Origin of the sequence: Halalkalibacter kiskunsagensis, from assembly GCF_037027555.1 — a bacterium.
GTDB lineage: Bacteria > Bacillota > Bacilli > Bacillales > Bacillaceae_D > Halalkalibacter > Halalkalibacter kiskunsagensis.
The window spans coordinates 103,324-130,176 of record NZ_JAXBLX010000003.1 but is presented as its reverse complement, the minus strand read 5'-3'; the positions used below and the strand labels follow the sequence as shown (position 1 = coordinate 130,176).

Here is a 26,853-nt window from a genome sequence, read left to right as displayed (position 1 = left end):
GGGGGGAAAATTTTGCGCCTCGAACCATCTCAGTTTTTATCAGAAAAAGCCTTACCTGTTTGGCGACTACGAGCGTTTTTAGAAAGTCTTTTTGTAGCACTTGTACCAATTGCATATGGCATTATTATTTACTTTTTTTCAGTACCGTTATGGATCTTATGGATCTTACTAAGCGGCTATATCATTTATGTAGTTTTAACTGTAGTGATAATCCCACCGTTACGATGGAAGCGATGGCGCTATGATGTCTTAGCAGATGAAATTGATTTGCAACGAGGTTTCTTTATCAGAAAACGTACACTCATTCCAATGTCACGTGTTCAGCACGTAGATACTGAACAAGGGCCGCTACTACGAAAATACAAATTAGCTGCAGTATCTATTTCAACAGCAGCAACAGTACATCAGATTCCTTCATTGACGATAGAAATAGCAGATGAATTGCGAGATCGTATTGCCGAGCTTGCTGCGGTAGTTGAAGATGAGTAATTTAAAGCGACTACATGTCGCAGCTATTTTTGTCTCGTTTGTAAGTGCATTAAGGAGTTTTTTGATTCCTTTTATCGTGAGTTTCTTTTTAGGTAGTTCAAGTGAATCAATTGGTTTTTTTCGATTTGAGTATATTTGGCTTGCTATCTTACTCTTTATTTTTATTAGTGGGATTGCAAATTGGTTAACATTTAGGTACCGGATTAATGCAGGAGAGCTTTACATTCAAAGAGGAATTTTTGTGAAAAAGAAACGTTATATTCAACAGCAACGAGTGCAAAGTATTGATATAACAGCTGGACTGTTTCAACGTTTATTCGGACTTGTTAAACTTAAAATTGAGACAGCAGGAGGAGGAGCGGAGCCAGAAGTAAATCTCATTGCGATCAGCAGAGAAGAAGCTGAAGAAATTTCTTCTGAATTAACAAATAGAAACTATGGCCACAATCAATCAGAACAAGTAGGAGAAAACCTACATAAACATGAAGCTGATTATACATGGAGATTAAAGACAAATCACTTGATGATTGCTGCCTTAACTTCAAGTGGCCTTGGCCTAACGATATCTGCTGTAGCTGCGTTATTTAGCCAAATTGAGCAGTTTTTGCCTGAAACGATCTATGACCAAGTATTTCGTTTTTTTGCGAGTACTGGAATCATGCTTGCAGCTACGTTCATTGTAGTCATTGTATTTGTTTCCTGGTGTATATCATTTTTTGGCACCCTTATAAAGTATGGCGGTTTTACCATTGAGAAATTTGATAACGAATTGGTCATCTCAAGAGGATTATTAGAAAAAAGGCAACTGACAATTCATTCGAACAAAGTAACGGCTATTAGAATCGTTCGAAATATTTTTCGTCAGCCTTTTGGATATGGAGCTGTATATGTCGAAAGTGCTGGTGGGGGAACAAATGATGAACAACTTTCAACCGTGTTGCTACCAATAGCAAACGAACAAGAGATGATTGATGCTTTTGAAAACCTCATACCTGATTATGCTCGCCGTTACGAGATTAAACCTGTACCAAAGAGATCAGTATTTCGTTTCTTTATTCGTTTATCAGTTATACCTCTAATTGCTACTTTATTAATTGGAACGATAATTAGTCCATATGGTTATTACGGGTTTATCGCTGTAGTCGTTTGTTTGTTGTTTGGCTTTTTACAATATCGTGATGCAGGGTCAGGCTTTGATCACACACATTTATGGTTGCGTTATCGTAAAATAAGTCAAATCCTCGTTATTTCTAAAAAGAAAAAGATTCAATCAGCTGAAATAAGATCATCTATTTTACAAAGACGAAAAATGTTAGCAAATTTTCGTTTTTCCATTTTATCGAGCGTTATTGGAAAAACGTTTACAGTGTTAGACATTGAAAAAAAAGAAGCAGATAAGATGCTTGATTGGTATTCAGCGCGATCAGATACAACAACAGAAGGATCATGACAGAATAGGATGTTGCAAAAGGAGAGTAGGACCTTTATGCGACATCCTTTTTCATTAGAGGAGGGAAGCTATTACACCGAAACAAACTATAAGGAGTAGGCGTTCGTATAAGTTGAAATAGAGCGCTTCCCTTGATCAGTTGTGAATTCAAATCGATCATAAATTTTATCATTATTATAGTTTTGAAGCGTTCTTTCATAATGATGTTGTACGAGAACTATTCCATCTGGTCCTTTATAGGTAAGGAAATTTACTCCATGAAAAGATTTTTTTTCGTTTGATCCTAATAGTTGTAAAAGGAGTGAGTTATGACACTTAACTAAATCGTTATGAGTAATTTTATAGCGTTCTAAACTTTTCTCAAGAGAAGATAATGCTGCTGGTTCAAGCTCATTACGTAAAATAACATAGGGGTCAAATTGTTCATCCTCGATAACAAAGACTGCTCCTTCTTTTGGCACATATCGGATGCCATTTTCTGAGACAAAGTTTCCGTTCCCCTCATATTTTCCAGTTATCCACTCATGCTGATTTTCCCAAGAGATTGAAAAGGGACAATCGTCTAAGTTAAGTCTGTTTTCATTCTCGTCAATTAATATAAATTGGTCTCCATCATGGTGAAAGGTGTAGGTGATAGCAGACCTTTCATTTTTTGTCTGTGTGTTAAATTGCATGTTCAAGCCACGCTCTGATAAAAACTGACGTAACACTGCTTGCTTATTTTGAATGGTTTGAATGTTTACTGTTAGTTCCTTGTAGCGATCTTGTACCGCCTCTAGCAAACTCATTTCAAAAGATGAGGGAGTGTAAATCTCACTTACTTCTGATAGCTTCACACCTTCACATTCAACGAGTTGGCCATCATGGTATTTTATAGGGAGTAATTGCGTTTTTTTATCATCAAATACAGGGAGTTTATCTACAGAGAGTATTTGAACGATTCCTCTCCAAGGTTTTCTTGGCTCTGCAATGATTTTTTTTAAGACAGCAAAGTAACTTCCGTAAATACCTTCTTTAACTTTCACGACTTTATTTATAAGTGATTGTGCTTGCTTGCGATCCATATTATCCCTCGCTTTTTCGAATTAACCCTTAGTAATAATTATGTAGTTTCATTATAGTCGGGTTAGAATTCTTTTAGCAAGTCTGTCGTTTGAAAGATTGAGTGCCTATTTACGTTTTATTATCATACCGTAAAGATTGTAATTGAAGTAAATAATCCATTCTTTCAACTTTCAACTTTTCTAATTGCTCAACATAAGAGATGAGAGTTAGTTCCATTTTTGATAAGGTGACATAGATATTCTCTTTATGTTCTAGTTGATGTTTTATAGATAAAGATAAGTATGTATGTATCATGGAAGGAACGTCCTCCTTGAACATTCGTCTGACAATATGACGTTGTTCAAAATCTAATAGCATAAAATCATCTTGTAACTTATGTGCTTGTTGTACCAAGCGTTCTAGGCGGCTTTCAATTATTGGATCCACTGAAAATTGTTTAACCGTTTGAATATATCGTCTAGCTTCTTCAAGTAAATAGGTGACATCATTAGTATGTGTTTCTTGCAGGAGATGATGTTGGTTAACAAGCATCTCTTTAGAAGGTTTCTCAAAAGTGACCTGTTCACCTGAGAATGCAAGGTCAAGATGATGTATTCGATAAAAAAGATTATGAAACATAGGGGACTCACGAATGGAACGAATGTGGGCTCGTCCATCTTTCATATATCTAATTGTAGCTTCTTTACATAAACCTACACCATTTTTAGATTTCATGTATTTTCGATAGCACTTAATGACTATGCGTTTTTTGATTGGTGAAGATGAATGTTTTTGATCCATCATCACAATGGAAATAAATGTTTGAGTTACCTTCACTTTAATTAGCCATTCTTTCTGTTTTCTCCGAATTGACTTTTTTTGATTTGAGGGAGGGGCTTTTTCTGCGATTCTAAGAAGAAGTTCCTCAGTATCTTCTAATAACTTTCTCGTCGTTGTATCTCGAATTATGTGTTCTTCAACTTGTTTTCTATGTGCTGGGGTAAATGCGTTTTTCATTTTCTCTAACCATTGCATAATTATGTCCCTCCTTTCTAACTAATTTTGAATTTGGTTTACTTATTTAAGCAACTTAGTTCTCATTTCTTTATTTAATTTGTCTAACTCAGTAATAAATTCCTGTCCAGATTGTACGATTCGTTCATTGGATTTTTCAGTTAATTCAATTGCTTCAAAAACATTATTATAAGCTTTTCGAAATGAATCCAGCGCAATAGCAGGTTCTTCTAACGTTTTTAGTGTTTCCTCAGTGTTTTGTTTTAGGAGCTCAGAGTTAGATAAAAGCATTGATTCAGTTGCTTCATTAACATGCTTTACTGCTTTAATTACTTTTTGTTGGTTAGATAGAGCTAATTGAATAGATGCAGAAACAGTTATAACGTTTTTAGTCATGGTAATGGCGTTGAAGATAGCTTCTTCTAACTTATCATTATTTTCAACGATTAGATCAACAGAAGCTAGTGATTGTTGTAAGACCATGACTGCCTGAGACATGTTTTTCACCCTAGAAATAACTTTTAACTGTCCTTTTTTTAGTTCATTTGGGTTATCAATCCACTCTTCTTTCGTCATTTCATTTTCAAGCATTTTATTTAAATGATGACCGAGCTCAATTTGTTCATTCAAATTAGCAATTCGCTCTTTAGCAACTTCCTTTAATTGATGAAGCATTAATGTGTCTTCTTGCAATTTATCTTTTCCAGAGAGAAGACCTTCGACAATATGGTCAACTTGAGCCTCTACCGTTTGGTATTTACGTGCATACTGCTCAATAGGATTACGTCTTAACAATTTATTGATCCATTTTTTTGTTTGATTCGTCTTAAGATGACTCGGTTCCAATTGACTTACCGTTTCTTTTAGTTGATGGAGCTGGCTTGGCAGTTGATTTGACTGATCTTGCATCATTTCTTTGACAGGGCGTTTAAGTGCTTCAAGCGATTCCCCGGCTTCGCGTTGTTCATTTTCTCCTAATGTATCTAATGAATTTAAAAGCTTCGAAATATCCTCATCTTGCTTAAATTGTTCTAATACGGATTTTGATTGATTGGAAAGTCCGCTCATTTTATTTCCTCCTCTTACTAAAATCATTTGATTATAAATTTTTTACGTATTTCATGTCATATAGTTTCAGGCTATGTAATATTATGATGGAATTTCGAATGCAATACAATCATCCTCTAGAAGGAGATAAGGAAAATTTTTAAAAGTGTTTGAGAAGAAATAGTAATAGAAAATGAAATTATGATCATTTTTTACAACGGAATCTTATAAATGAATAAACTTTTATAAAAAAGTAATTTATATTAGCTAGTGTTTGAATTTTTATACAGAAAATAGTTGTTAATATACAATATTTTTATTTGTAGTCAATATTAATTTCATGAATTTTTTTGTGAAAGTACCATATAGGAAGCGCTTTCATACCATAATACTTCAAATTTCAATTTGCCGAAATGTCAGAAAAATGATATGATCCTGTATATTAGCTCATTATATTTTGGGGAGAGTTGATTGATTTTTACTTTTTTGGAGAAAGGGTTGATGCCAAATGCGGTACGCACAATTACCGAAAAAACAAGGCCTATATGATCCACAATTCGAGCATGATAATTGCGGTATCGGCTTTTTAGCCCATATGAAAGGGAAGAAATCGCATCAAGTTGTTCAAGATGCGCTTCAAATTTTGCGCAATTTAGAACATCGCGGTGGGCAAGGTGACGAAGTAAATACTGGAGATGGTGCAGGAATTCTTTTGCAAATTCCTCATCGTTTCTTTGAAAAAGTCTGTTTAGCAGATGGGGTAGCTCTTCCTGAAGCAGGCGAATACGGAGTAGGGATGCTGTTTCTGCCACAGGATGAAGAAGCAAGGGAGAATTGCGAAAAAGGTATAGAAGCTATTATAGAAAAAGAAAATATGGAGCTTCTAGGATGGCGTAATGTTCCTGTTGATAATTCTATGCTTGGTAATGCGGCAAAAGCAGCGATGCCATATATTCGTCAATTATTTATTAAACGAAATTCTGACCTAGAAACGGAACTAGCGTTTGAACGTAAGTTGTATGTTATTCGGAAACGTGCCGAGCATGAGCTTGCTTCAATGGTTCCAGAGAATGAATCCTTTTATTTTGCAAGTTTATCCAGTCGGACAATTGTTTATAAAGGAATGCTTACAACTGAGCAAGTGGACCAATTCTATTTGGATATTCCAGATCATGACTTTGAAACGGCGATTGCACTTGTTCACTCAAGATTTAGTACAAACACATTTCCTAGTTGGGAGCGAGCTCATCCGAATCGCTATATGATTCACAATGGTGAAATCAATACAGTAAAAGGAAACGTCAACTGGATGCACGCACGTGAGGCAATGTTTGAATCAAATGCATTCGGTGATGATATTGACAAGATCCATCCGGTTGTTGATAAGGATGGTTCTGACTCATCAATGTTTGATAATACGATTGAATTCTTGTCTTTAGCTGGCAGATCGATGGCTCACTCAGCAATGATGATGATTCCAGAGCCTTGGCAAAATGATGAGCAAATGAGTGCGGAGAAAAAAGCATTTTATCAATTTCATAGTACATTAATGGAGCCATGGGATGGTCCAACTGCAATAGCCTTCACGGATGGCAAGCAAATTGGCGCTTGCTTAGACCGTAACGGTTTAAGACCTTCTCGTTATTATGTTACTAAAGATGATTATATTATTATGTCATCTGAAGTAGGGGTTCTTGACATTGAACCTGAAAATGTTCTTTACAAAGAAAGACTTCACCCAGGTCAAATGCTTTTGGTCGATACAGTAGAAGGGCGTATTATCCCTGATGAAGAAATTAAGCACGAAATTGCAAGTGAACACCCATACGAAGAATGGGTCAAGGATCATTTAATTCAATTAGAAGATGTTCTTGAAACAGCTCATGTTGTAAACACCGATTTTAAAAACTTAGAAACTCGCCAACTCGCGTTTGGTTATACGTATGAAGAGTTGTCTAAAGTGATCCAACCAATGGTGAAAGATGGAGTAGATCCTGTTGGCTCAATGGGGTATGATTCACCTCTTGCGGTGCTATCAAAAAAACCACAACTTTTATATAACTATTTTAAACAATTGTTTGCACAAGTAACGAATCCGGCAATTGATGCGATTCGTGAAGAAGTTGTTACGGCAATGGGTACGACTATTGGAGCGGAGCGCAATTTATTAAACCCAGAACCTTTAAGTTGTCGCCATATTCACCTTCCTTATCCGATTTTGGATAATGAAGAATTAGCGAAGTTGCGCCATAATAAAATGGAAGGTTTTAAATCTATTACGCTACCAATATTATTTGATGTTTCAAAGAAAGAAAGCCAACTTGAGCAGGCGTTAGATTCACTTTTTGCTCGCGCGGATGCTGCGATTAAGACGGGACATACTCTTATCATTTTAAGTGACCGTGGAATGGGTGAAACGCAAGCTGCTATTCCTGCTTTACTTGCAGTTGCAGGATTGCATCATCACCTGATACGTAAAGGGACGAGAACGCAGGTTAGCTTACTCGTAGAGTCTGGTGAACCGAGAGAAGTACATCATTTTGCATGTTTGCTTGGATATGGTGCTGAAGCAGTAAATCCTTACCTTGTATTTGATTCCATTGATGGTCAAATCCAAGATGGTTTGCTTGAGGATGTTTCGTATGTTGAAGCAGTAAATAAATATGTAAAAGCAGCCACAAAAGGAATTATGAAAGTTTTATCAAAAATGGGTATTTCGACAATTCAAAGTTATCGTGGTGCACAGATTTTTGAAGCTGTTGGAATTCATGACTCTGTTGTCGAGCATTATTTTACTTGGACAACGACGAGAATTGGTGGAGTGAATCTAGAGATTATTGAAGAAGAAGTTCGCACTCGCCATAGCAGAGCTTATTCTGAGCAAGAAGGTGTAGACAAGGCGTTAGATCCAGGTGATGACCTACAATGGCGTCGCAACGGAGAGCCTCATCAATACAATCCTCACACAATTCACATGCTTCAAAATGCATGTAGAAATGATAATTATGATTTGTTCAAGAAGTACTCAAATGCGATAAATGAGCAGACTAAAGAACAAACAACGTTACGTGGTCTACTTGCGTTTAAAGAAGGTCGTACGTCTATTTCAATAGACGAAGTGGAACCAGCTGAACAAATCTTTAAACGGTTCCGAACTGGTGCAATGTCATTTGGTTCGATTTCTAGCGAAGCGCATGAAACATTAGCAATTGCGATGAACCGTATTGGTGGGAAAAGCAATACAGGTGAAGGTGGAGAAGATCCTAATCGTTTTACTCCTGATGAAAATGGAGATTTACGTCGCAGTGCTATTAAACAAGTAGCTTCGGGGAGATTTGGTGTAACAAGCCATTATTTAGTTAATGCAGACGAGATCCAAATTAAAGTTGCCCAAGGAGCTAAGCCAGGTGAAGGTGGACAATTGCCAGGGAATAAGGTGTACCCATGGGTTGCAGAAGTTCGAGGATCAACACCTGGTGTTGGACTTATTTCACCACCTCCACATCATGATATTTATTCAATTGAGGATTTAGCTGAATTAATTCATGATCTGAAAAATGCGAATCCTACAGCGAAGGTCAGCGTAAAGCTTGTTGCTGGTACAGGAGTTGGAACAATCGCTGCAGGCGTTGCAAAGGGGCGTGCTGACGGAATTATCATTAGTGGGTATGATGGTGGTACAGGAGCTGCTGCAAGAACAAGTATTAAGCATACAGGGCTTCCTTGGGAAATTGGATTAGCTGAAACGCATCAAACATTATTGCTTAACAACCTTCGTAATCGTGTAACACTTGAAACTGACGGAAAATTAATGACAGGTCGTGATGTTGTTGTAGCTGCTTTGCTAGGGGCAGAAGAGTTTGCATTCTCAACCGCACCATTAGTTGTACTAGGCTGTATCGTCATGCGTGTATGTCATCTAGATACTTGTCCTGTTGGGATTGCTACTCAAAATCCTGAACTTCGTAAAAAGTATATGGGGCAGGTGGAGCACGTTGAAAACTTCATGCGCTTTATCGCTGAGGAAATTCGTGAGCTTATGGCAGAACTTGGCTTCCGTAAACTCGATGATTTGATTGGACGTACAGACTTGCTAGAGGCTAATAAAAATGTAGATAACTCGAAGGCTAAGCACATTGATTTATCAAATCTGCTTTATCAACCTAAGCCTGAAGATCATGAAAGCAATTACTGTACTAAGAGCCAGGATCATCAGCTTGAGTTATCCCTTGATAGCAGAGAATTGCTAGCTGCTAGTAAGCCAGCAATTGAAAATGGGGAGAAAGTACATGCTAGTTTCCCGATTAAAAACGTTGACCGTGTTGTTGGAACCATTGTTGGTAGTGAAATAAGTAAACGTTACGGTGCAGAAGGCTTACCTGAAGATACGATCACATTTGATTTCAAAGGTTCAGCTGGTCAAAGTTTTGGTGCATTTGTGCCAAAAGGGATGACATTGCGCCTTGAAGGTGATGCGAATGACTACACAGGAAAAGGACTATCTGGTGGAAAAGTCATTGTTTATCCTCCGACAGTATCGTCTTTTAAAGCAGAAGAGAATATACTAATTGGAAATACTTCTTTTTATGGTGCCACTAGCGGTGAAGCATACATCAACGGGATTGCTGGCGAACGTTTTGCTGTTCGTAATTCAGGTCTAAGTGTTGTTGTTGAAGGTGTTGGGGACCATGGTCTTGAGTATATGACTGGTGGAGTAGTTGTGAACTTAGGGTCTGTTGGGAAAAACTTTGCAGCAGGAATGTCAGGCGGTATTGCATTTGTACTTGATAAAGATGGAACGTTTGACTCAAAATGCAACAAAGAAATGGTTCATTTAGAACCTGTAATTGAAAAAGCAGATATGGAACTACTACGTACGTTATTAAATAATCATTATTCATATACAAAGAGCACTCTAGCCGAAGAGATCCTTTCAAATTGGGGTGAGTTTTTACCGAAATTTGTAAAAATCATTCCGAAAGATTACAAGAGAATGCTTGAGGCTATTGATCGTGTGAAACAAGAAGGACTAACTGATATAGATGCTGTTATGGTTGCATTTGATGCAAACAAAAGCGATAAGTCTAGAGTGAGTGGAAAATAAGTAAAGTAAAGGTGACTCAAGTAAGAAGTTCTGATCTTAAGGTCAAAGCCAAATTGAGTTTGGATATTGCCTAAGATCAGAATGTTATTTTGAGGTCATCTTTCTTCTAAGATTGCAGAGAGATAGAAGAGAGATTGGAGTGATTGCGATGGGGAAGCCAACTGGATTTATTGAATACAAGAGAGAAAACCCAACAAAGCGAGATCCATTTGAACGTACGAAAAGTTGGAAGGAATTTCAAAATTTAATGTCGGAACCTACTTTACGTCAACAGGGTGCACGCTGTATGGATTGTGGAGTGCCCTTTTGCCAAACAGGTACGACAATGGACGGATCTGGTGAGATTGGATGTCCTGTTTATAACTTAATTCCAGAGTGGAACGATTTAGTGTATCGTGGCAAATGGAAAGAAGCTCTAGAAAGACTGCATAAAACAAATAACTTCCCTGAATTTACTGGAAGAGTTTGTCCAGCGCCTTGTGAGGGTTCTTGTACAGTAGCGATTAGTGATGATGCTGTATCAATTAAAAGTATTGAATATCACATCGTTGAACGAGGATTCCAAGAAGGATGGATTGTACCTCAACCTCCTTCAAAACGAACGGGCAAAAAGGTAGCAATAGTAGGATCAGGTCCAGCTGGACTCTCAGCAGCTGCGCAATTAAACAAAGCTGGTCATTCTGTTACTGTGTTTGAACGTGAAGATCGCATTGGTGGACTTCTAACGTACGGAATTCCTGATGTGAAGCTTGCTAATCATATCGTTGAGCGCCGTGTGAGTATTTTAGAAGAAGAAGGGATTACGTTTAAGACCAATGTAGAGATTGGCAAAGATGTATCAGCTGCTGAATTAAATAATGATTTTGATTCAGTTCTTTTATGTACTGGAGCAACTAAACCACGCGACGTGGAGGTAGAGGGACGTAACTTAAAAGGAATTCATTATGCGATGGACTTCTTAACAGCGAATACAAAAAGCTTACTGAACTCCAACCTTGAAGATGGAAAATACATTTCTGCAAAAGGCAAAAATGTTATCGTTATTGGTGGTGGAGATACAGGAGTTGACTGTATTACGACATCAGTGCGTCACGGTGCAAAGTCAATTACTCAATTTGACATTAACCGTCAAAAGCCTGATGAGCGTGGGGACAAGAATCCGTGGCCATTATTCCCAATAATTCATCAAGTGGAAGATGGTCAAAAAGAAGCAAAAGCAGTCTACGGTACAGACCCTCGAAGTTATCAAGTGAGCACAACAAAATTTGTTGGTGACGAAAGCGGAAATGTAAAAGAGATTCATACTATTGGAGTCGAAACAACAATTGATGAAAAAGGTAGAAAAATTCGTACTCCAATTCCTGGAACAGAAAAAGTATGGCCTGCAGATCTTGTTTTACTAGCTGTTGGTTTTACTGGGCCAGAAAAGCGTATTATCGAAGAGTTGTCTCTGCAAACAACATCTCGTTCAACGATTGATGCTGAATATGGGAAATATATGACAAGTGTTCCTGGTGTTTTTGCTGCAGGAGACAATCGTCGTGGACAAAGCTTAGTTGTTTGGGCGATACACGAAGGACGAGAAGCAGCAAGAGAATGCGATCGTTATTTAATGGGAGCATCTAATTTACCATAGTATTTCATAAGCTTGTAATAGGATTGTAATGGCGTTTTCATAGATTTCATGAGAGAATAGAGTTAATAGAAAATTGAAACTATGAAAGGGCGTATGAAAATGCTTCGACATATGAAGCGTGGCCTCGTCATTTCATCCGCACTTCTGACTTTTGGATTGTTTGTCCCTACGATTGACTTTGTTCGAGACGTTCAAGCCGAAGAACCACAGAAGACTCAAGGTGAAAGTAATGAGAAACCACTAATATATCAAGTTAATGAAGAAAGCTATGATTTATATGCTACAGTATTGCCAGCTAATGCTGAACAATATATTCATCGTAATGTTGCATCTGCTGATCTGCTGAATAACTTTATTATTAAGCAAGCATCTGAACAAAGTCTGTTGAAGTTTGGAACTGTGATTACGGAGAAAATAAGTTCGTCTTTTGAGACTAGTATCTTACCTCGGCTAGATACTGTACTTCGTGAAACGACTAGTACATTATCTGATAGTGATTGGGAACAGGTGAGAATCTCAAATACACCTTCAGCTGGACTTGGAGAGAAAATTTTCCATCTTTATAACGAAGAAAGTGGAGAAGATATTTTTCGTTTCCATGTACGTCGAGATCAGCCACCGAAACAAGGCTACACATTTAATTTTCATTATCACACGTATTTAGATTCACATGAAAAGCACCACACTATAGGAAATATTCATTGGGGGAAAGATATGCCTCCAAGATGGAATAGTAGTAACCGTGTATAGAATAAACACGGTTACTTTTTTTTGTAAGTGCTCATTATTGGATGAATTAAGCATGGTATCCTTGTAACCTAACTGCTTTAAAGTTTGGAGTTTCTTCATTTTTCCTAACAGACAATGGGTTGGGAGTATGGTATTATATTCGTATTAAATGATAAAGTGGGCTAGAACATGATTAAACAATTATTCGTGTTATTTCTGGCTATTTCTATGTTTGTAACGGTTTGGGGTCTTGTCATCTTACAGTTTCCATCTTCCAAAGAGAAAGAAATACCTTCGTTACAATATGTTGAAGCTAGTACAATAGCGTTTGAGTTACAAAATGAAAAAAAACGTGTAGAAGAGAAAAGTGAAAAGGTCGAACATGAGGTTACTGGCCAAAAGAATATGATACATCAAAACAACCAAAATCAGATAATAAACTTGCAAGATTTTGATTTCAGTGACGTTTCAACGTCTGATGGAGTTCCCGTTGAAGCGATTTTGATTAAATTGAATTTAAAATAACGAAGTTCATGATTTTTTCGCAAATCTCTCTTTAATTCTTCGGTTTTTTTGGTAGGATAAAAGTAAGTTTAATAGTTTGTGGGGGGATTTGATTGGATTCACATATCGAAGCAAAAAGACGTCCAGAATGGCTTAAATGGACGATACGAGTTATCCTAGGCTATGCATTGCTATTGGCTTTCATATTGGCTGTAACAATTATCGCCATTTTAATTACCTTTACTTTTATTGTCATTGATGGATTTTCAGAAACCAGTTCAATGGGGGTCATCTCAGAGCGGTACTTTGTCCCTATTTCCGAATTTATGTGGCAAATCTTTACGTGGTTAGTGCCAGGATTATAGGGTGAGTCGATGCAACAGGAAATAATGATTATCATTATGGTATTTATATTTTTTATCTTAACAGGTTTGTTCGGTGGATTTGGTATATACTGTATCTTGCATCAAAAAAGAAAGCAGGCTATTTGGAGCTTTTGTATTGGTTTTCTCATGATTATTATCTATTTACTACTGATGTTTGGACTAGGTATTGGTGGAATGTAAGGAGGAAAAATAGTGGAAGAGACTCAATATGTACGTGCGTTTTATAAAACGGGGGTTTATATAGCTGAGCTTCTTGACAAGCAAGAAGAAAATGGACGTGTTCTTGTGAAAGTAGTTGCGGTTTTAAAACATCCTATGCAAGGAGACCTTCATAACCCTAAAATGGTTAATGTTGCCTATTTTCATCAACGTAAAGCATTAGCTGAATTTGAAAAAACGTGGGTTCCTTTATCATCAATAAAAACTTACACTGAGCCTATACCACAGTATAAGCTATCACTTCAAAAAGCAGTAGAAGCACAAATGGTAGCATTACAAGAAGAGGGCTCCGAATGGGCACAAGAGTGTATTGAGAAGTTAAAAGAATGTAAGCGAGAGTATGGTTTATAATAAAAAGATGAACAAAATGTAAAACCGAGAAAGATCTAGGATCTAAACTCGGTTTCTTTTATATCCATACCGTTAAGCCACAATCGGATACTTAAGTCTAATAAGAATAAGTCATCTGCATCCTCTAATGAACAATTTGTTAATGCTTCAATTTTTCGTAAACGATAGAGTAGTGATTGTCGATGTAAATTTAATTCACGAGCTGTCTGGCTCACATTCCCTCGGTTACGATGGTAAGTCGTAAATGTATGAAGGAGATCTATTTGTCTTTCACGTGCGTAGCGTAAAAGTGAATCAAGTATCGTCTTGGCTATCTCGATTAATTCTTCATTTTTAAGTAAACTCTCCATTACTCGATCTACCTTTGTATCTGCATAAACAGAAATCGTATTTGGTCCATTGCGTTTTCTGCCAATTTCAAGTGCTCTTTTCGCTTCTTGGTAACTTGTAGCAAAACTTGAATACCCATATTGTTTGGCAATGCCCCATGTAATTGTGAGAGACGGATAGAGAAATTGGAATCGACTTAGCAATTTCGAAATATATGTCTTTGCTTGTTCGACGACGTCCTGATGATTCACTTCTAAGAATATAATTAATTCTTCCCTTTGATATGTCACCATAGATTTTAGTGCCATAGATTTAGCAATGCTTTCTGCTTCTTCTTCCATATGTCTGATGCATTCATGCATCCAGTGGTCAAATGTTATGGAGAGGTGTGTCATTGCCTTAAAGGATTCATTTAACTGTTCTGGCTTTGCTAAAAGGCAAATATAGGGCAAATTAATTTGGTAGCCTAGTGACTTTGCTCTTGAAAGTAAGAGCTCATTAGATGAAATGGCACCTCTAGAAATCTCCCATACAAAATCATCCCTCAGGCGCCATTCCGCTTCTTTTGCAGCTTGCTCATGTAAAAAATGAATAGCAACTGCAGTTGTGACGTGTTCAAGCAGCATCAGCCATTCATTGTGTTCAGCATCACTTAATGGCTCTTCACCAAACCCATCTACTACAATATATCCTTGAATATTGCCAGATGAGTGAATCGTTACTTGTAGGGCATAGCCGCTATCATATTTTACCCATTCAAATGTTTGTTCTAAAGAGTGATAGATACCATCCTCTTCTAATTGCTTTTGTAAAAAAGTAGCCCACTTTTCAAGGAGATTATTAGAAAAAGTATTTGACTTACCACGGACGACGCCTCGTTTATCTGCGATTAGGACGTTACAATTAATCGATTGTGAAACATGTTCAGCGACACGATTTAGAGATTTTCCAGTAAGAATATAATCAAGTAAGGACTTTCGTATGTATTCAATTTTTTCTAGGTATTGATGTTTTTTTTCATGAATTTGTTCTAAAACAGCTTCTAGAATATCAGAAAAACGAATAGACCAATCTACTTCTAGTAATATAAATTTATGCTTATTGGCAAGTTGAATGACAGAAGGAGGAATTGTCTTTATAAAAGGGCCGATAGCAATGGCTAACGCAGATGCATTTGATTGAATGACTTCCTCCACAAATTTGTAGAAAGCCTCTAGCTTATGAGCGCAACCAACCCCAGAAGTAAGGACTAGTTCATTTTTTCGGACAAATGTTTCAACAGGAGCTTCAATAACAGAGATCCAATCAACCATTCTTGTATCTAGTGCATATTCTCCACTACGAATAACGGCATTGCTCAAAATATCAAGTGATTGAACATCTTTCATTGTAATACTCATTAGCCTTTCCTCCTTCCACGCATCTACTACGAGTTAATTGTATTACTTTTCAGAACATTTGTAAAAATGAATGAATCTATTTGTGCTTTTTTCATACAAATTGTTGAATGAATCTCACCAGAATATTGAATACGATGAAAGTAAGAAAAGAAAGGGGTGGCAAAATGGAAGCAAAGAAACCGATGAGTGAAGGTACAAAGTCAGTTTGGGCTGGAGAAAAAGAGTATTTGGTGCATGGAGCAACGCAAGTCCCGGTCGTGCATAGTGTTGCCTATAATTATGATGACATTGATGTATGGTATGAAGTTGCTATAGGTAAACGAAAGGGCCATATTTATGGTAGAAATACCAACCCAACAGTGCAAGCGTTTGAAGACAAAGTAAAAGCGCTTGAGCATGCAGAAGCCGCAACAAGCTTTTCGACGGGAATGGCAGCTATATCGAATTCTCTTCTCACATTTCTTGTGCCTGGTGACAAGATTGTCTCTATAAAAGATACGTATGGTGGCACAAATAAAATATTCTCTGAATTTTTACCTAGGTTGAACATTGATGTTACGTTAGTTGAGACAGGAAATCATGAAGAAATGGAAAAAGAAATTGCCAAAGGGTGCAAACTAGTTTATTTAGAAACACCTACAAATCCAACAGTAAAAATTACGGATATTGAGCAAATCACAAAAGCAGCCAAAGCTGTTGGTGCTCTTGTTTTTGTCGATAATACATTTGCCACCCCAATTAATCAGAATCCACTACGTGAGGGTGTTGATTTAGTTATTCATAGTGCAACGAAATTTCTTGGTGGGCATGCAGATGCTTTAGGTGGCGTTGTGTGTGGCTCAGCTGAGCTTGTAACGAAAATCTATCATTATCGTGAAATTAATGGTGCAACCATGGATCCGATGGCTGCATACCTTCTTTTAAGAGGAATGAAGACATTAAAACTTCGGGTTGAAAAACAACAAGAAAATGCCTTGAAAATTGCACAATTTTTATCAACTCATGAAAAGGTTGAGCAAGTATATTATCCAGGACTAGAAACTCACAAACATCATGATATTGCAAAAAAACAAATGAATGGGTTTGGTGGAATGCTAAGTTTCGCGTTAAAAGGAGAATTAGAGGCTGTACGGCAGTTTTTACCAAAATTGCAATTGGCTCATCGTGCAGCAAATTTAGGTGCAGTCGAAACAACGGTTGGTCCAGCAAGAACGACAAGTCATGTTGAGAATTCAGCAGAAGAACGCGCAGCTTTAGGCATACCAGAAGGGTTAGTCCGCTACTCAGCAGGAATTGAAGACATAGATGATTTAATTTGTGACTTACAACAAGCTCTAGCAGCGATTGACCTTTAATATATGAGGATGATGTATAGATGGAAGCTAATCAGTGGCATACCCGTTTAATTAAGTGGAGAAGACACTTACATCAGTATCCGGAATTAAGCTTTCAGGAAGTGGAAACGACAAAATATATAATTGACCAATTACAAGGCTTACCAGGAGTTACCATAGCAACAGGAGTTGAACAGTTGGGTTTACAAACAGGAGCTTTAGTAACGGTTGGCGATGGTGAAAAACCAATTATTGGACTTCGAGCAGATATTGATGCCCTGCCTATTAAAGAAGAAACAGAAGCGGCTTATCAATCCTGTCGACCTGGTGTTATGCATGCATGTGGTCATGATGGTCATACTGCCATGTTACTTGGAGCTGTTTTCTATCTGTCTAAATTGTACGAATTAAAGAAACTACATGGTACAGTAAAGTGTTTGTTTCAACCAGCGGAAGAAACAGAAGATAACAAGGGAAACACAGGTGCGCAATATGTATTACAAAGTGGGATTCTCGAAGGTACTGAAGCCATTATCGCCCTACATTTAGATCCCGAACTCCCTTTAGGAGAAGTGAAATTAACATCAGGATTGGTCATGGCAAATGTTGACACATTCACAATTACAATAATGGGTACGGGAGGTCATGGAGCCTATCCTGAACAATCAGTTGATCCAATATGGCTCACCTCATTGGTATTACCTTATTTATATAGCATGTCTCATCGTCAATTGTCAGCGCTTGAGCCGTCTGTCCTAAGCATTTGTCAAATTACTGGTGGAGCATCCTCGAATGTTATTCCATCATCAGTGGTGATCAAAGGAACGATGAGGACGTATTCGCAAACTGCTAGAGAACACTTAGCAGTTGAACTAAAAAAAGGATTAGAGACCATCCGAGGGTTAGGTGGGGCTTACGATTTATCGCTACATTTAGGTGAGCCTGCTCTTTATAATGATTCAGAAATTGTTGACGTTTTGGAGTGTGCGATAAAGACAATTCGACCAGATGTTACTATTCACAAAGAGCCGTACGGCATGGGAGGAGAAGATTTTAGTCACCTGACGACCCGATTTAAAGGAGCAATGTTGTTTCTTGGAGCTTTTGATCAAACAAAAAGGAAAACTAGTCTTCATCAACCAACGTTTTGCTTTGATGAGTGCGCTCTAGAGTTAGGCATGCAAACACTGATCAAATCAACCTTACTTTTGCTAAAAAAAGGAGGGAATATAAATGGCACATAAACTTGCTTTAATTGGATTTGGTGGAGTAGGTCAAGGGTTTGTTGAAATTCTACTTGAAAAAAGCACGAAACTGAGCAAAGAGCATCAAATAGATTTTACGATTGTATCGATCTGTGATTTATATAAAGGGTCGCTTTATCGCCCGGAAGGACTTTGCCTAGATGATGTTATGAGTGTAATAAAGGAAAAGGGAAATCTTGAAGCGTATCCTGATCAACCAGGACTCATTCGTGGTTGGTCAAGTGAAGAAACCATTACCAATTCGAATGCTGATTCAATTATTGAAATGACATTTACAGATGTTACTACAGGTCAACCTGCGATTGATCATTGTAAGTGGGCATTTAAGAATAAGAAAAATGTTGTGATGACCAATAAAGGGCCGGTTGCATTAGCTTACGAAACACTCTCAAAGCTTGCTCAGGAAAATGATGTTCAGTGGCTATTTGAAGGTGCAGTAATGAGTGGAACACCTGCATTACGCTTACCTGAAGCAACTCTTACAGGCAATGACATTACTGAAATAAGAGGTATTTTAAACGGCACAACCAATTATATGTTAATGCGCATGGAGGAAGGGCTCGATTATGATTCAGCGTTGAAAGAGGCGCAAGCATTAGGATATGCAGAAGCAGATCCAACAGCAGATGTAAAAGGATTTGATGTTTTATATAAAGTGTTAATCTTGGCGAATGTCGTGTTAGGGTACCCGTTAAAACGTGAGGAAGTTATTTGCAAAGGGATATCTGAGTTAACAATTCATGATATAGAAAAAGCAAAATCTTTGCAAAAATGCTGGAAATTAATTGGGTCGTTGACCGTAACGGAAAATGGTATTAAAGCAGCTGTTCAACCTGAAATGGTACCGTATGATGATCCGCTAGCTGGTGTAACCGGCGCCATGAATGCGATCACGTACACGTGTGACTTATCTGGTCCAATTACATTAATGGGGGCAGGTGCAGGAATTAAAGAGACTGGATTTGCGGTCTTAATTGATTTAATACAAATTGAACGGAGTCGATAAGGAATGGAGGGGTGAAAATGGCGAAACAAATTGTTCAAGAGCGGATGTTAATTGGGGGGCAATGGATAGATCGAAAAGAGTCGATAGACGTGTACGACCCGGGTACCGGTGAACTAATTGCAACTGTACCTGCTGCAAGCGCAAGTGATGTAGATTTAGCCATTTCACAAGCTCGAGTGGGAGCGCGGCAAAATGCGAGCTTATCTGTACATGAACGAATGAGAATTCTTCATGATGCAGCATCCTATATTGATACAAATGCTGGTGTTTTCGCAAAAACGATTGTATTAGAAAGTAGCAAAACGATTCGAGAAGCAAGAAAAGAAGTAAAGCGTTGTATTGAGACATTACGTTTAAGTGCTGAAGAAGCAAGAAGAATTGAAGGAGAAACCATCCCGTTTTCACAAATGCCTGGGCATGAAAATCGAGTCGGATACGTTTATCGGTTTCCTGTTGGAATCGTGGCAGCTATTACACCATTTAATGATCCTCTTAACCTAGTTGCTCATAAGGTTGGTCCTGCTATTGCTTCTGGTAATGCGGTCATTGTAAAACCAGCATCTATGACTCCCTTAAGTGCATTACGACTAGCAGAAGCATTTTTACATGCAGGGTTACCTGCTGGCGTTTTATCGGTTGTTACGGGACATGGTTCAATTATATGCGATCCCTTGATTCAACATAATGATGTCCGATTTGTTTCATTTACAGGCGGCTATGAAACAGGAAAAGAAATTACTCAAAAAGTGGGAGTCAAAAAGACCGCGATGGAGTTGGGGTCTAACTCGCCAACGATTGTATTAAACGATGCTAATATAACAGAGGCTGTTTCGGCGACAGTTTCAGGTGCATTTGGTGTTGCAGGGCAAAACTGTATTGGAGTTCAACGGATTTATGTTGAACAATCAGTTTATGAAAAATTTTTAAATGAATTTATTTTGAAAACAAAAAAGTTAAAAATGGGTGCTAAAAATGATGAATCAACTGATGTTGGACCAATGATTTCTGAAAAAGAAGCACAACGTGTAGAGCAATGGATTCATGAAGCGAAGAACCTTGGAGCAACTGTCTGTTGTGGATCAAAGCGAAGAAAGGCTTTCTTGGAGCCAACCGTTCTTACAGATGTCCCTAGGGCGTCTGAAATCGCTAATCAAGAGGTATTTGGACCTGTTGTAATCATTGAAGCTGTTACCACGCTTGAGGAAGCAATAGAGCGTTCTAATTATACAAATTACGGATTGCAAGCGGGCATTTTTACAGAAAATATCGAGCATGCCTTTAAAGCGATACACGAATTACAATTTGGTGGGGTCATGATTAATGACAGTAGTGATGTTCGCATTGATGCAATGCCATTTGGCGGAATAAAAGGATCTGGAATCGGACGGGAAGGCGTTCGGTATGCAATAGAGGCAATGACAGAGCAAAAGGTTGTTGCATTTAAGTTACAAAAGCGATTGTAACTTAAAGTCAGTTCAGATTTCAAAAAAAGCTATCAATTAATGAAAAAGGCTAACTATAGAAGATTCTGCATCACATTCTATAGACTAGTGAGAGAAAGAAGGTGAAATGATTGTTCGCATTAGAAGAGTACACAAAACGGTTAGAACAAGTAAAAAAGCGAATGGTCGATGAAGGAGTGGACGTTCTCCTCATCTCAAATCCATCGAACATGTATTATTTAACTAATTATTCTGCTTGGAGTTTTTATGTTCATCAAATGATGGTTGTGACACTTGAAGATGCGCAGCCTATATGGATTGGTAGACAGATGGATGCTATAGGTGTAGCAAAAACGACGTGGCTAGATGAGCACCATATTATCGCTTATCCTGATTACTACGTGCAATCGACAGAGCGTCATCCAATTGACTTTGTTGCTAATATTCTAACTGAGATTGGGCAGAGTACAAGAATCATTGGCGTAGAAATGGATGTTCATTACTTTACTGCATTATGTTATGAGCGATTGAAACATGGCTTACCAAATGCAATGTTTAAAGACACATCTAGTCTAATTAATATGATTCGCTTAATCAAATCAAAACAGGAAATGAAGTATATGAAAAGAGCTGGAAAAATTGTCGAGAATGCAATGACAGCAGCGTATGACCGAGTACAGGTGGGGGTTAGAGAGTGTGATGTTGCAGCTGCCATTTATCACGCTCAAATTCAAGGAACGAAAGAATTTGGTGGTGACTACCCATCAATAGTTCCTATGATGCCAACAAATGAGAATACCTCTTGTCCACATCTCACATGGACGGAAAGACCCTATGTAAAAGGTGATTTCTTAACAATTGAAATAGCAGGTGCTTATAAGCGTTATCATGCTCCTATGGCTAGAACGATGTCAATCGGAACAGCTCCGAATGAGGTGAAAGAGCTTGCTAAAGTGGTAGAGGAAGGAATAGAAGCGACCCTTGATTTCATTCGACCGGGTATTAGAGCGGAAGAAGTTGAACGAGTTTGGAGTAAAACGATTGGGAAATACGGTCATAGAAAAAGCTCTAGACTTGGCTATTCAGTTGGGTTAAGCTTCCCCCCAGATTGGGGCGAACACACAGTTAGTTTCAGACCGGGGGACCAAACGATCTTGAAACCAAATATGACGTTCCATTTGATGCCAGGAATTTGGTATAACGATTATGGAGTTGAAATTACCGAAACCATTCAAGTCACAAATACGGGTGTAGATTTATTAACGAACTTCCCACGTAATTTATATGAAAAACCAACTCTTTCTATTTTAACTGATGAACATACCTCTTAATTGGAGTGTTTCAAAAAGTCAGAAAATGACTTTTTGAAACACTCCTTTTTTCATTCCATTTTTAAAACATAATCAATACTTAAATGATGACCAACTTTGAAGGAGGTGTTAAGATACAACTACTGATATACGGAGGGGACAATAAAATGAAAGATAAATCACTTCTTTTTACATACGCAATCGTCACCTTTGTTATGATTACTTGGGGACTTAATGTAGTAATGTTTAAAGTACTTGTTAGTACGTTTCCGCCTATATGGATGACTACTTTTCGAATATTTGTTGCTGGTGTTGTGACTATTGCTATTATCATTCTAAGCCGGAAGATGAGATTCCTAACGAAAAAAGAATGGAGGCATACGTTAATAGGAGCTTTTTTAGGTGTAACTTGTCATCATTACTTTTTAGCAATTGGACTAACGTTAACCAATGCATCCAATGCCGTTTTGATCTTAGCGCTTTTGCCATTAACAACGTCAGTTTTTGCGATGATATTCCTTAAAGATAGACTAACGATATGGAGAACGATTGGAATAGGTCTTGCACTTATAGGAGTAAGTTGTATTCAAGGCGGAACCCAAGGAACACTTACACGTGGAGAATTTTATGTGTTTGTGGCAATGGTCGTTCAAGCGCTTAGCTTCATTTTTATAAAAAAAGGAACAGAAACCCTTGATTCTAAACAAATGACTAGCATGATGCTCTTGATTGGTTCAGTGGGACTTCTAATTATAAGTTTTGTTGTGGAGCCTAGGAACGCAGGAAGTGTGATGGAGGCGTCAATACCTGTGTATGTCATTTTCTTTGTTTCTGTTATTTTTGCGACTGGAGTAGGACATTTTTATTTAATGCAGCCATTTCGCGTATTGGTGCAGGACAGACAGCTATATTTAACAATTTTGTGCCTTTTTTCGGTTTAATTAGCTCAGCTATATTCTTAAAAGAGCAAGTATATTGGTATCAAACGTTTGGCTTCTTGTTTATTGTTATCGGTGTTTTATTTGGTACTGGATACATTGAAAAGGCAACAAGTAAACATAGGAAAGTTCGGGATCCTGTTCATCAAAAAAGCATGTAGCTATAGGCTACATGCTTTTAGAATTTGAGTGATTTTAAAGAGGTATGAAAGCTTTCTCAATGAAGGGCAAATGTCTCCACATGCAGCACGTCGTACGACTAAAAAGTTGTGGTTCCGCTCATAGCAAAAAGACCGCAGATGCGGTCTTTTCTTAACTTACAAAGAAGTTCATCGTTGGATGTACAACTGTTTGGAGCTCTTGTTGTTGTTCTGCAGTTAATGGAACAAGAGGCAAACGAACTGAACCGACCTTGATACCTTTCATCTCTAGAGCCGCTTTAACTGCTGTTGGGTTTGGAGCCATAAATAATGATTTCATAACTGGAACAAGTTGACGATGCTGCATAGCCGAAGCAGTCACTTGTCCTGATTGGTAATTTCGCACCATTTGTTGCATTTCACTTCCTACAATATGAGAAGCAACTGACACTACGCCTGTCCCCCCAATTGCTAAAATAGGCAAGGTTAAACTGTCGTCACCACTATATAGAGAGAATCCCTCAGGTGCATGTTCGATAATTGTTGCCATCGCCTCTAAATCTCCACTTGCCTCTTTTGTTGCTACAATATTTGAAACTTGTGCTAATCGTAACGTTGTTTCAACACTCATATTGACTGCACTACGACCAGGAATGTTATAAAGCATTACTGGCAATTTGGTTTCGTTAGCAATGGCACTGAAATGAGCGAACATTCCCTCCTGAGATGGCTTATTGTAATAAGGTACAACGAGCATGATCGCATCCACGCCAATTTCTTCCGCTTGCTTTGTCAGTTCAATGGAAGCATTTGTATTATTTGATCCAGTTCCTGCAATAACAGGAATTTGTCCATCTACAGTTTCGACAACAGTTTTAAAAAGAAGGAGTTTCTCTTGTGTCGAAAGAGTAGGTGATTCTCCTGTCGTACCAGCTACTACTAAAGCATCGGTTCCATTTGCAATTAGATGTTGTACTAAATCCTTTGTTGCGACAAGATCAAGTTGTCCATGTTGATTAAATGGTGTCACCATTGCGGTTACTATTCGTCCAAAATTCATCCAATTCACCCTCGATTCATAAAATTTTCCATGTACGTATGGGGTTAGATGGGCTACTGGGAGGCACAAAAAAACAACAATGAGGCCTCTACTCATTGTTGTTAGGTTAAGCCACTTTAGCAAAACCAATTCAATGTGTGAGATAGCCCTCCATATAGCGAGTTTGCTATATGACAGTACTGTCCCTATTTAGAACAGTCCCAGCTAATAAATAATGAGTCTTTATTAGCTTCGGCAAGTACCCCTTTCAATTAGCTTCGATGGAGCTCATTCTCCTTCGCTAATGTACTAATGGTAATTGCACCTCTACCCTCACTTCAAAGTATGAAGTAAGATATAACGTAATTTGTGTTTACCTTACCAAATGTTCTTAACGAATGCAATGGTTTATGATGAATTTCTTGCAGTAAGTTTAAATGTTTGTCCAGTTCTTGACTACATTGAACGGTAATTTCTGCTGTCATTCCGTACTTTTTGGCAAGAGTCATCAATTGTAATCGCTTTTTCTCTACTGCTACATACATTTATTTCCACTCCGCCTTGAATGTTTTATAAAGAATAAGAAATTTGAACTTCTTCAGATGTGTGAACTAAGTAGATGTTTATTTGAAATTTATTATTACTAAAAGAAAAATATTGAAAAGTGCTTCTGTTAAAGTAGGCATATTCAGCGAAAAAACAGAAAAGAATCGACAAGTTCTGCAGAAAAAATGAGGAATTTCTATATTTTTTCAGGTTGAAAATAGGAAGAGAATCGCACAATAGGGATAGGAGGGATTTCAATGAAATATGTAGGCTACCTGCTAATAGGAATACTTATCTTAACAGGTTGCACGTTACCTCAAAAAGAAGAAATGGGAGCCAATACAAATCGGAACGAAGGATTTAGTGGTTTTGGAGTAGCCCAGGCTCGTAACTTAGAGGGCCCACTCTCTGATTTGATGGTTCCTGACGATGCACCAAAAGGCTTAACAGATCCAGCTCCGCAGCTAATGCGTGAGGGGGCGTACACAACAGGAAAACGTAACTTGAGTATGCCTCATGAAGGAATTAATCAGCAAGGACCGAGGATCTTGAACAACCGCCCTGGGATAATACGTGATAAATATCCACATAGTTCAGATTCACGATTACACAAGAAAATAACGATACAAAATAATCGACACCAACAAGCATCTACAGACATCACTAGAAAAATCGAAACTCGTATTGAAGCGCTAGAAAATATTCATGACGCTCATGTTATGTCGGATGGAAACAAGATTATTATTGGATTAGAGTCAAACGAGCAAGACCGTGGAAAACTTCGTCGTTCAGTTGAGCAAGAGATTGAACAAGTAACGGATCTTTCAAATGTGTATATTACGACCAATCGAAACATCGTTAATCGAATGAGTGCTCTTGAGCATCATGTGAGTCTTAAACAACCGTTTGATGCAATTGGGGGAACTGTAGGGGAATTGGCAGATTTGATAGATGATGCAGCTCATGGAAGATAAGAACAGGGAGCAGGAAACCCTGTTCTTTTTGAATTGAAAGATTACCTATTATTTGTTGTTAATGTATGCCTAATTCCTCCGTAATTGATAAATATTCACGTTCCATTAGTTTATGGGACATAACAGCATTCTCATAATATACTCGTGCATTCGTTACTTGAAGTGGGTGAATTGGTTCTTTCATATCAAGTAGAACACGTTCAAGGGCATCTATTTCAATAAGTGTTGATAAATGGACATGGTGTAATCCATCAAAAGGCTGCGGCCTGTCTAAATCGATAAATGATGAACTTTTTTCTCTTAGTTCTTCTAATTGGGTAAGGACAGTTTGAACATCAGTCGTATGAACGGTTCTTTGTTCAAATAAGGATGCCATCGTCTCTAATAATGTAGTCGTTTCACTTATATAGTGACCAGCTTCATCACCGTAAGATTCAAGCGCTGTGTTCTCCGGTATTTTTTCTTTGTTTTGATCTCTTATGCTTGCTGGTTTTGGGTAATAGTGAAATTCTGGTTCAGATTGTTGAGCTTCAATATCATTTACGATATCCGCTTCTGAATCAGCACCACAACTTGCGAGTATCAAACTTGTCCCGAAAATAAACAATAACTTCTGTTTTTTCAAAGTACATCAACCTCCGATATACAAACGTTTCCTCTAGTATGAAACAAGTAGGAAAAAGTATGCATTAACCCCAAACTTCAACCGTATGATGGTAAAAAGCGGGAGGGGGAAGTTCAATGTATACTGTCATAATAAGTATAGCGTTGTCATTGTTTTTCTTACTTTTTTTAGGATTTATGATACTTGGAAATAGAGTAGCTCATGTCATTGAATATCAACAAGCAAAAGAGGCAGATGAAGAATTAAGTGAAATTGCTAAAATGATGCAACAAAACGAAAAAAGGAAAAGAAATTAGAAGTAAAAAAATTAAAAATAAATCATTTTTCCAGCGCATTATTTAAAGTCGCATGCTGTTTAAGCATGCTTTTTGTGCGTGATGTAAATTTGGCACAAAATGTTGAGTTCGTTTGGATATGTTATAGTGAAATAGGCACGAACAGGAGAGTTAGGAGCTTATTAAAATAATGATGAGATCTTAAAGGTGTTCTCTAGTTTCAACTTTAAGAGTGAAATAAGAGGCTGATTAATTT

23 protein-coding genes, 1 pseudogene and 1 riboswitch are annotated in these 26,853 nt (G+C 37.8%); of the genes and pseudogenes, 17 read left to right on the top strand and 7 right to left on the bottom strand.

Translation table 11 applies throughout. The annotated features are described in order from the left end of the window. Positions 1-12: 12 nt before the first annotated feature. Together SLH51_RS02775 and SLH51_RS02770 are read left to right on the top strand one after the other, a co-directional pair. Positions 13-489 carry a PH domain-containing protein gene (locus SLH51_RS02775; protein ID WP_335958938.1) on the top strand — a complete coding sequence of 159 codons (477 nt, stop codon included), beginning with the start codon at positions 13-15 and terminating at the stop codon, positions 487-489. Further along, complete coding sequence (locus tag SLH51_RS02770; protein ID WP_335958937.1) at positions 482-1,939, top strand: PH domain-containing protein; 1,458 nt, start codon at positions 482-484, stop codon at positions 1,937-1,939. Before SLH51_RS02775 ends, SLH51_RS02770 begins: the two co-directional genes overlap by 8 nt. 86 nt (positions 1,940-2,025) lie before the next feature. On the opposite strand, the gene SLH51_RS02765 is transcribed toward SLH51_RS02770, so the two are convergent. The 3 genes from SLH51_RS02765 to SLH51_RS02755 all read right to left on the bottom strand — a co-directional run bounded on the left by SLH51_RS02765 (position 2,026) and on the right by SLH51_RS02755 (position 5,065). Further along, positions 2,026-3,003: a DUF2777 family protein gene (locus SLH51_RS02765; protein WP_335958936.1), complete on the bottom strand. Its 978-nt coding sequence runs from the start codon at positions 3,001-3,003 to the stop codon at positions 2,026-2,028. Between the two features lie 109 nt (positions 3,004-3,112). Then, positions 3,113-4,018 carry a hypothetical protein gene (locus SLH51_RS02760; protein ID WP_335958934.1) on the bottom strand — a complete coding sequence of 302 codons (906 nt, stop codon included), beginning with the start codon at positions 4,016-4,018 and terminating at the stop codon, positions 3,113-3,115. 42 nt (positions 4,019-4,060) lie between these two features. Next, complete coding sequence (locus SLH51_RS02755) at positions 4,061-5,065, bottom strand: toxic anion resistance protein (RefSeq protein ID WP_335958933.1); 1,005 nt, start codon at positions 5,063-5,065, stop codon at positions 4,061-4,063. 487 nt (positions 5,066-5,552) lie between these two features. On the opposite strand from SLH51_RS02755, the gene gltB reads away from it, so the two are divergent. The 7 genes from gltB (at position 5,553) to kapB (ending at position 13,973) form a co-directional block, all read left to right on the top strand. Beyond that, positions 5,553-10,148: a glutamate synthase large subunit gene (gene gltB, locus SLH51_RS02750; protein ID WP_335958931.1), complete on the top strand. Its 4,596-nt coding sequence runs from the start codon at positions 5,553-5,555 to the stop codon at positions 10,146-10,148. 148 nt (positions 10,149-10,296) lie between these two features. Next, complete coding sequence (locus tag SLH51_RS02745; protein ID WP_335958930.1) at positions 10,297-11,784, top strand: glutamate synthase subunit beta; 1,488 nt, start codon at positions 10,297-10,299, stop codon at positions 11,782-11,784. A gap of 99 nt (positions 11,785-11,883) precedes the next feature. Beyond that, positions 11,884-12,534 (top strand): YpjP family protein, encoded by a 651-nt coding sequence (locus SLH51_RS02740; RefSeq protein ID WP_335958928.1) that lies wholly within the window; start codon positions 11,884-11,886, stop codon positions 12,532-12,534. Between the two features lie 168 nt (positions 12,535-12,702). Further along, positions 12,703-13,038 carry a hypothetical protein gene (locus tag SLH51_RS02735; RefSeq protein ID WP_335958927.1) on the top strand — a complete coding sequence of 112 codons (336 nt, stop codon included), beginning with the start codon at positions 12,703-12,705 and terminating at the stop codon, positions 13,036-13,038. Between the two features lie 92 nt (positions 13,039-13,130). Beyond that, positions 13,131-13,382 carry a hypothetical protein gene (locus SLH51_RS02730; protein WP_335958925.1) on the top strand — a complete coding sequence of 84 codons (252 nt, stop codon included), beginning with the start codon at positions 13,131-13,133 and terminating at the stop codon, positions 13,380-13,382. Between the two features lie 9 nt (positions 13,383-13,391). Further along, positions 13,392-13,583 carry a hypothetical protein gene (locus tag SLH51_RS02725; RefSeq protein ID WP_335958923.1) on the top strand — a complete coding sequence of 64 codons (192 nt, stop codon included), beginning with the start codon at positions 13,392-13,394 and terminating at the stop codon, positions 13,581-13,583. A 12-nt stretch (positions 13,584-13,595) separates the two neighbouring features. Beyond that, positions 13,596-13,973 carry a kinase-associated lipoprotein KapB gene (gene kapB, locus SLH51_RS02720; protein ID WP_335958922.1) on the top strand — a complete coding sequence of 126 codons (378 nt, stop codon included), beginning with the start codon at positions 13,596-13,598 and terminating at the stop codon, positions 13,971-13,973. A gap of 35 nt (positions 13,974-14,008) precedes the next feature. Here the strand turns inward: kapB and SLH51_RS02715 are convergent, their stop codons facing one another. Beyond that, positions 14,009-15,703: a PucR family transcriptional regulator gene (locus SLH51_RS02715; RefSeq protein WP_335958921.1), complete on the bottom strand. Its 1,695-nt coding sequence runs from the start codon at positions 15,701-15,703 to the stop codon at positions 14,009-14,011. A gap of 164 nt (positions 15,704-15,867) precedes the next feature. On the opposite strand from SLH51_RS02715, the gene SLH51_RS02710 reads away from it, so the two are divergent. The 6 genes and pseudogenes from SLH51_RS02710 to SLH51_RS02685 all read left to right on the top strand — a co-directional run bounded on the left by SLH51_RS02710 (position 15,868) and on the right by SLH51_RS02685 (position 23,159). Further along, a complete protein-coding gene (locus SLH51_RS02710) occupies positions 15,868-17,058 on the top strand; it encodes a cystathionine gamma-synthase family protein (RefSeq protein WP_335958920.1) in 1,191 nt (396 codons plus the stop codon). Positions 17,059-17,078: 20 nt separating this feature from the next. Beyond that, a complete protein-coding gene (locus SLH51_RS02705) occupies positions 17,079-18,281 on the top strand; it encodes a M20 metallopeptidase family protein (RefSeq protein ID WP_335958919.1) in 1,203 nt (400 codons plus the stop codon). Continuing rightward, the gene (locus SLH51_RS02700; protein ID WP_335958918.1) at positions 18,271-19,308 is read left to right on the top strand and encodes a homoserine dehydrogenase; all 1,038 of its coding nucleotides are present in this window, start codon (positions 18,271-18,273) and stop codon (positions 19,306-19,308) included. The genes SLH51_RS02705 and SLH51_RS02700 overlap by 11 nt, the downstream gene beginning before the upstream one ends. Positions 19,309-19,325: 17 nt before the next feature. Beyond that, positions 19,326-20,771, top strand: coding sequence for an aldehyde dehydrogenase family protein (locus SLH51_RS02695; RefSeq protein WP_335958916.1), 1,446 nt, complete (start codon positions 19,326-19,328; stop codon positions 20,769-20,771). A gap of 110 nt (positions 20,772-20,881) precedes the next feature. Then, positions 20,882-22,081, top strand: a complete 1,200-nt coding sequence (locus SLH51_RS02690) for a M24 family metallopeptidase (RefSeq protein WP_335958914.1) — start codon at positions 20,882-20,884, stop codon at positions 22,079-22,081. 83 nt (positions 22,082-22,164) lie between these two features. Then, a pseudogene (locus SLH51_RS02685) lies at positions 22,165-23,159 on the top strand (DMT family transporter). A 151-nt stretch (positions 23,160-23,310) separates the two neighbouring features. Here SLH51_RS02685 and dapA read toward each other — a convergent pair. Both dapA and SLH51_RS02670 read right to left on the bottom strand, forming a co-directional pair. Continuing rightward, on the bottom strand, positions 23,311-24,198 hold the full coding sequence (dapA, locus tag SLH51_RS02675; RefSeq protein WP_335958911.1) for a 4-hydroxy-tetrahydrodipicolinate synthase: 888 nt from the start codon (positions 24,196-24,198) through the stop codon (positions 23,311-23,313). A gap of 135 nt (positions 24,199-24,333) precedes the next feature. Further along, a riboswitch (Lysine riboswitch) is annotated at positions 24,334-24,515 on the bottom strand. Further along, positions 24,516-24,722 carry an aspartyl-phosphate phosphatase Spo0E family protein gene (locus SLH51_RS02670; RefSeq protein ID WP_335958910.1) on the bottom strand — a complete coding sequence of 69 codons (207 nt, stop codon included), beginning with the start codon at positions 24,720-24,722 and terminating at the stop codon, positions 24,516-24,518. 258 nt (positions 24,723-24,980) lie between these two features. Between SLH51_RS02670 and SLH51_RS02665 the strand changes: the two genes are divergently transcribed. After that, entirely contained in the window at positions 24,981-25,697 is a 717-nt protein-coding gene (locus tag SLH51_RS02665; protein WP_335958908.1) for a YhcN/YlaJ family sporulation lipoprotein, read from the top strand. Between the two features lie 58 nt (positions 25,698-25,755). Here SLH51_RS02665 and SLH51_RS02660 read toward each other — a convergent pair whose 3' ends face one another. Further along, positions 25,756-26,322 (bottom strand): hypothetical protein, encoded by a 567-nt coding sequence (locus SLH51_RS02660; protein WP_335958906.1) that lies wholly within the window; start codon positions 26,320-26,322, stop codon positions 25,756-25,758. 116 nt (positions 26,323-26,438) lie between these two features. Between SLH51_RS02660 and SLH51_RS02655 the strand changes: the two genes are divergently transcribed. Next, positions 26,439-26,618, top strand: a complete 180-nt coding sequence (locus SLH51_RS02655; RefSeq protein WP_335958904.1) for a hypothetical protein — start codon at positions 26,439-26,441, stop codon at positions 26,616-26,618. Positions 26,619-26,853 lie beyond the last annotated feature (235 nt).

Bases quoted from the DNA above. Each gene is read 5' to 3' on its own strand.
- SLH51_RS02740 (WP_335958928.1), top strand. From the start codon at position 11,884: ATGCTTCGACATATGAAGCGTGGCCTCGTCATTTCATCCGCACTTCTG.
- dapA (WP_335958911.1), bottom strand. From the start codon at position 24,198: ATGAATTTTGGACGAATAGTAACCGCAATGGTGACACCATTTAATCAA.
- SLH51_RS02710 (WP_335958920.1), top strand. From the start codon at position 15,868: ATGGAAGCAAAGAAACCGATGAGTGAAGGTACAAAGTCAGTTTGGGCT.
- SLH51_RS02725 (WP_335958923.1), top strand. From the start codon at position 13,392: ATGCAACAGGAAATAATGATTATCATTATGGTATTTATATTTTTTATC.
- SLH51_RS02700 (WP_335958918.1), top strand. From the start codon at position 18,271: ATGGCACATAAACTTGCTTTAATTGGATTTGGTGGAGTAGGTCAAGGG.
- SLH51_RS02755 (WP_335958933.1), bottom strand. From the start codon at position 5,065: ATGAGCGGACTTTCCAATCAATCAAAATCCGTATTAGAACAATTTAAG.
- SLH51_RS02705 (WP_335958919.1), top strand. From the start codon at position 17,079: ATGGAAGCTAATCAGTGGCATACCCGTTTAATTAAGTGGAGAAGACAC.
- SLH51_RS02745 (WP_335958930.1), top strand. From the start codon at position 10,297: ATGGGGAAGCCAACTGGATTTATTGAATACAAGAGAGAAAACCCAACA.
- SLH51_RS02735 (WP_335958927.1), top strand. From the start codon at position 12,703: ATGATTAAACAATTATTCGTGTTATTTCTGGCTATTTCTATGTTTGTA.
- SLH51_RS02760 (WP_335958934.1), bottom strand. From the start codon at position 4,018: ATGCAATGGTTAGAGAAAATGAAAAACGCATTTACCCCAGCACATAGA.
- SLH51_RS02670 (WP_335958910.1), bottom strand. From the start codon at position 24,722: ATGTATGTAGCAGTAGAGAAAAAGCGATTACAATTGATGACTCTTGCC.
- SLH51_RS02665 (WP_335958908.1), top strand. From the start codon at position 24,981: ATGAAATATGTAGGCTACCTGCTAATAGGAATACTTATCTTAACAGGT.
- SLH51_RS02695 (WP_335958916.1), top strand. From the start codon at position 19,326: ATGGCGAAACAAATTGTTCAAGAGCGGATGTTAATTGGGGGGCAATGG.
- SLH51_RS02715 (WP_335958921.1), bottom strand. From the start codon at position 15,703: ATGAGTATTACAATGAAAGATGTTCAATCACTTGATATTTTGAGCAAT.
- SLH51_RS02765 (WP_335958936.1), bottom strand. From the start codon at position 3,003: ATGGATCGCAAGCAAGCACAATCACTTATAAATAAAGTCGTGAAAGTT.
- SLH51_RS02770 (WP_335958937.1), top strand. From the start codon at position 482: ATGAGTAATTTAAAGCGACTACATGTCGCAGCTATTTTTGTCTCGTTT.
- gltB (WP_335958931.1), top strand. From the start codon at position 5,553: ATGCGGTACGCACAATTACCGAAAAAACAAGGCCTATATGATCCACAA.
- SLH51_RS02655 (WP_335958904.1), top strand. From the start codon at position 26,439: ATGTATACTGTCATAATAAGTATAGCGTTGTCATTGTTTTTCTTACTT.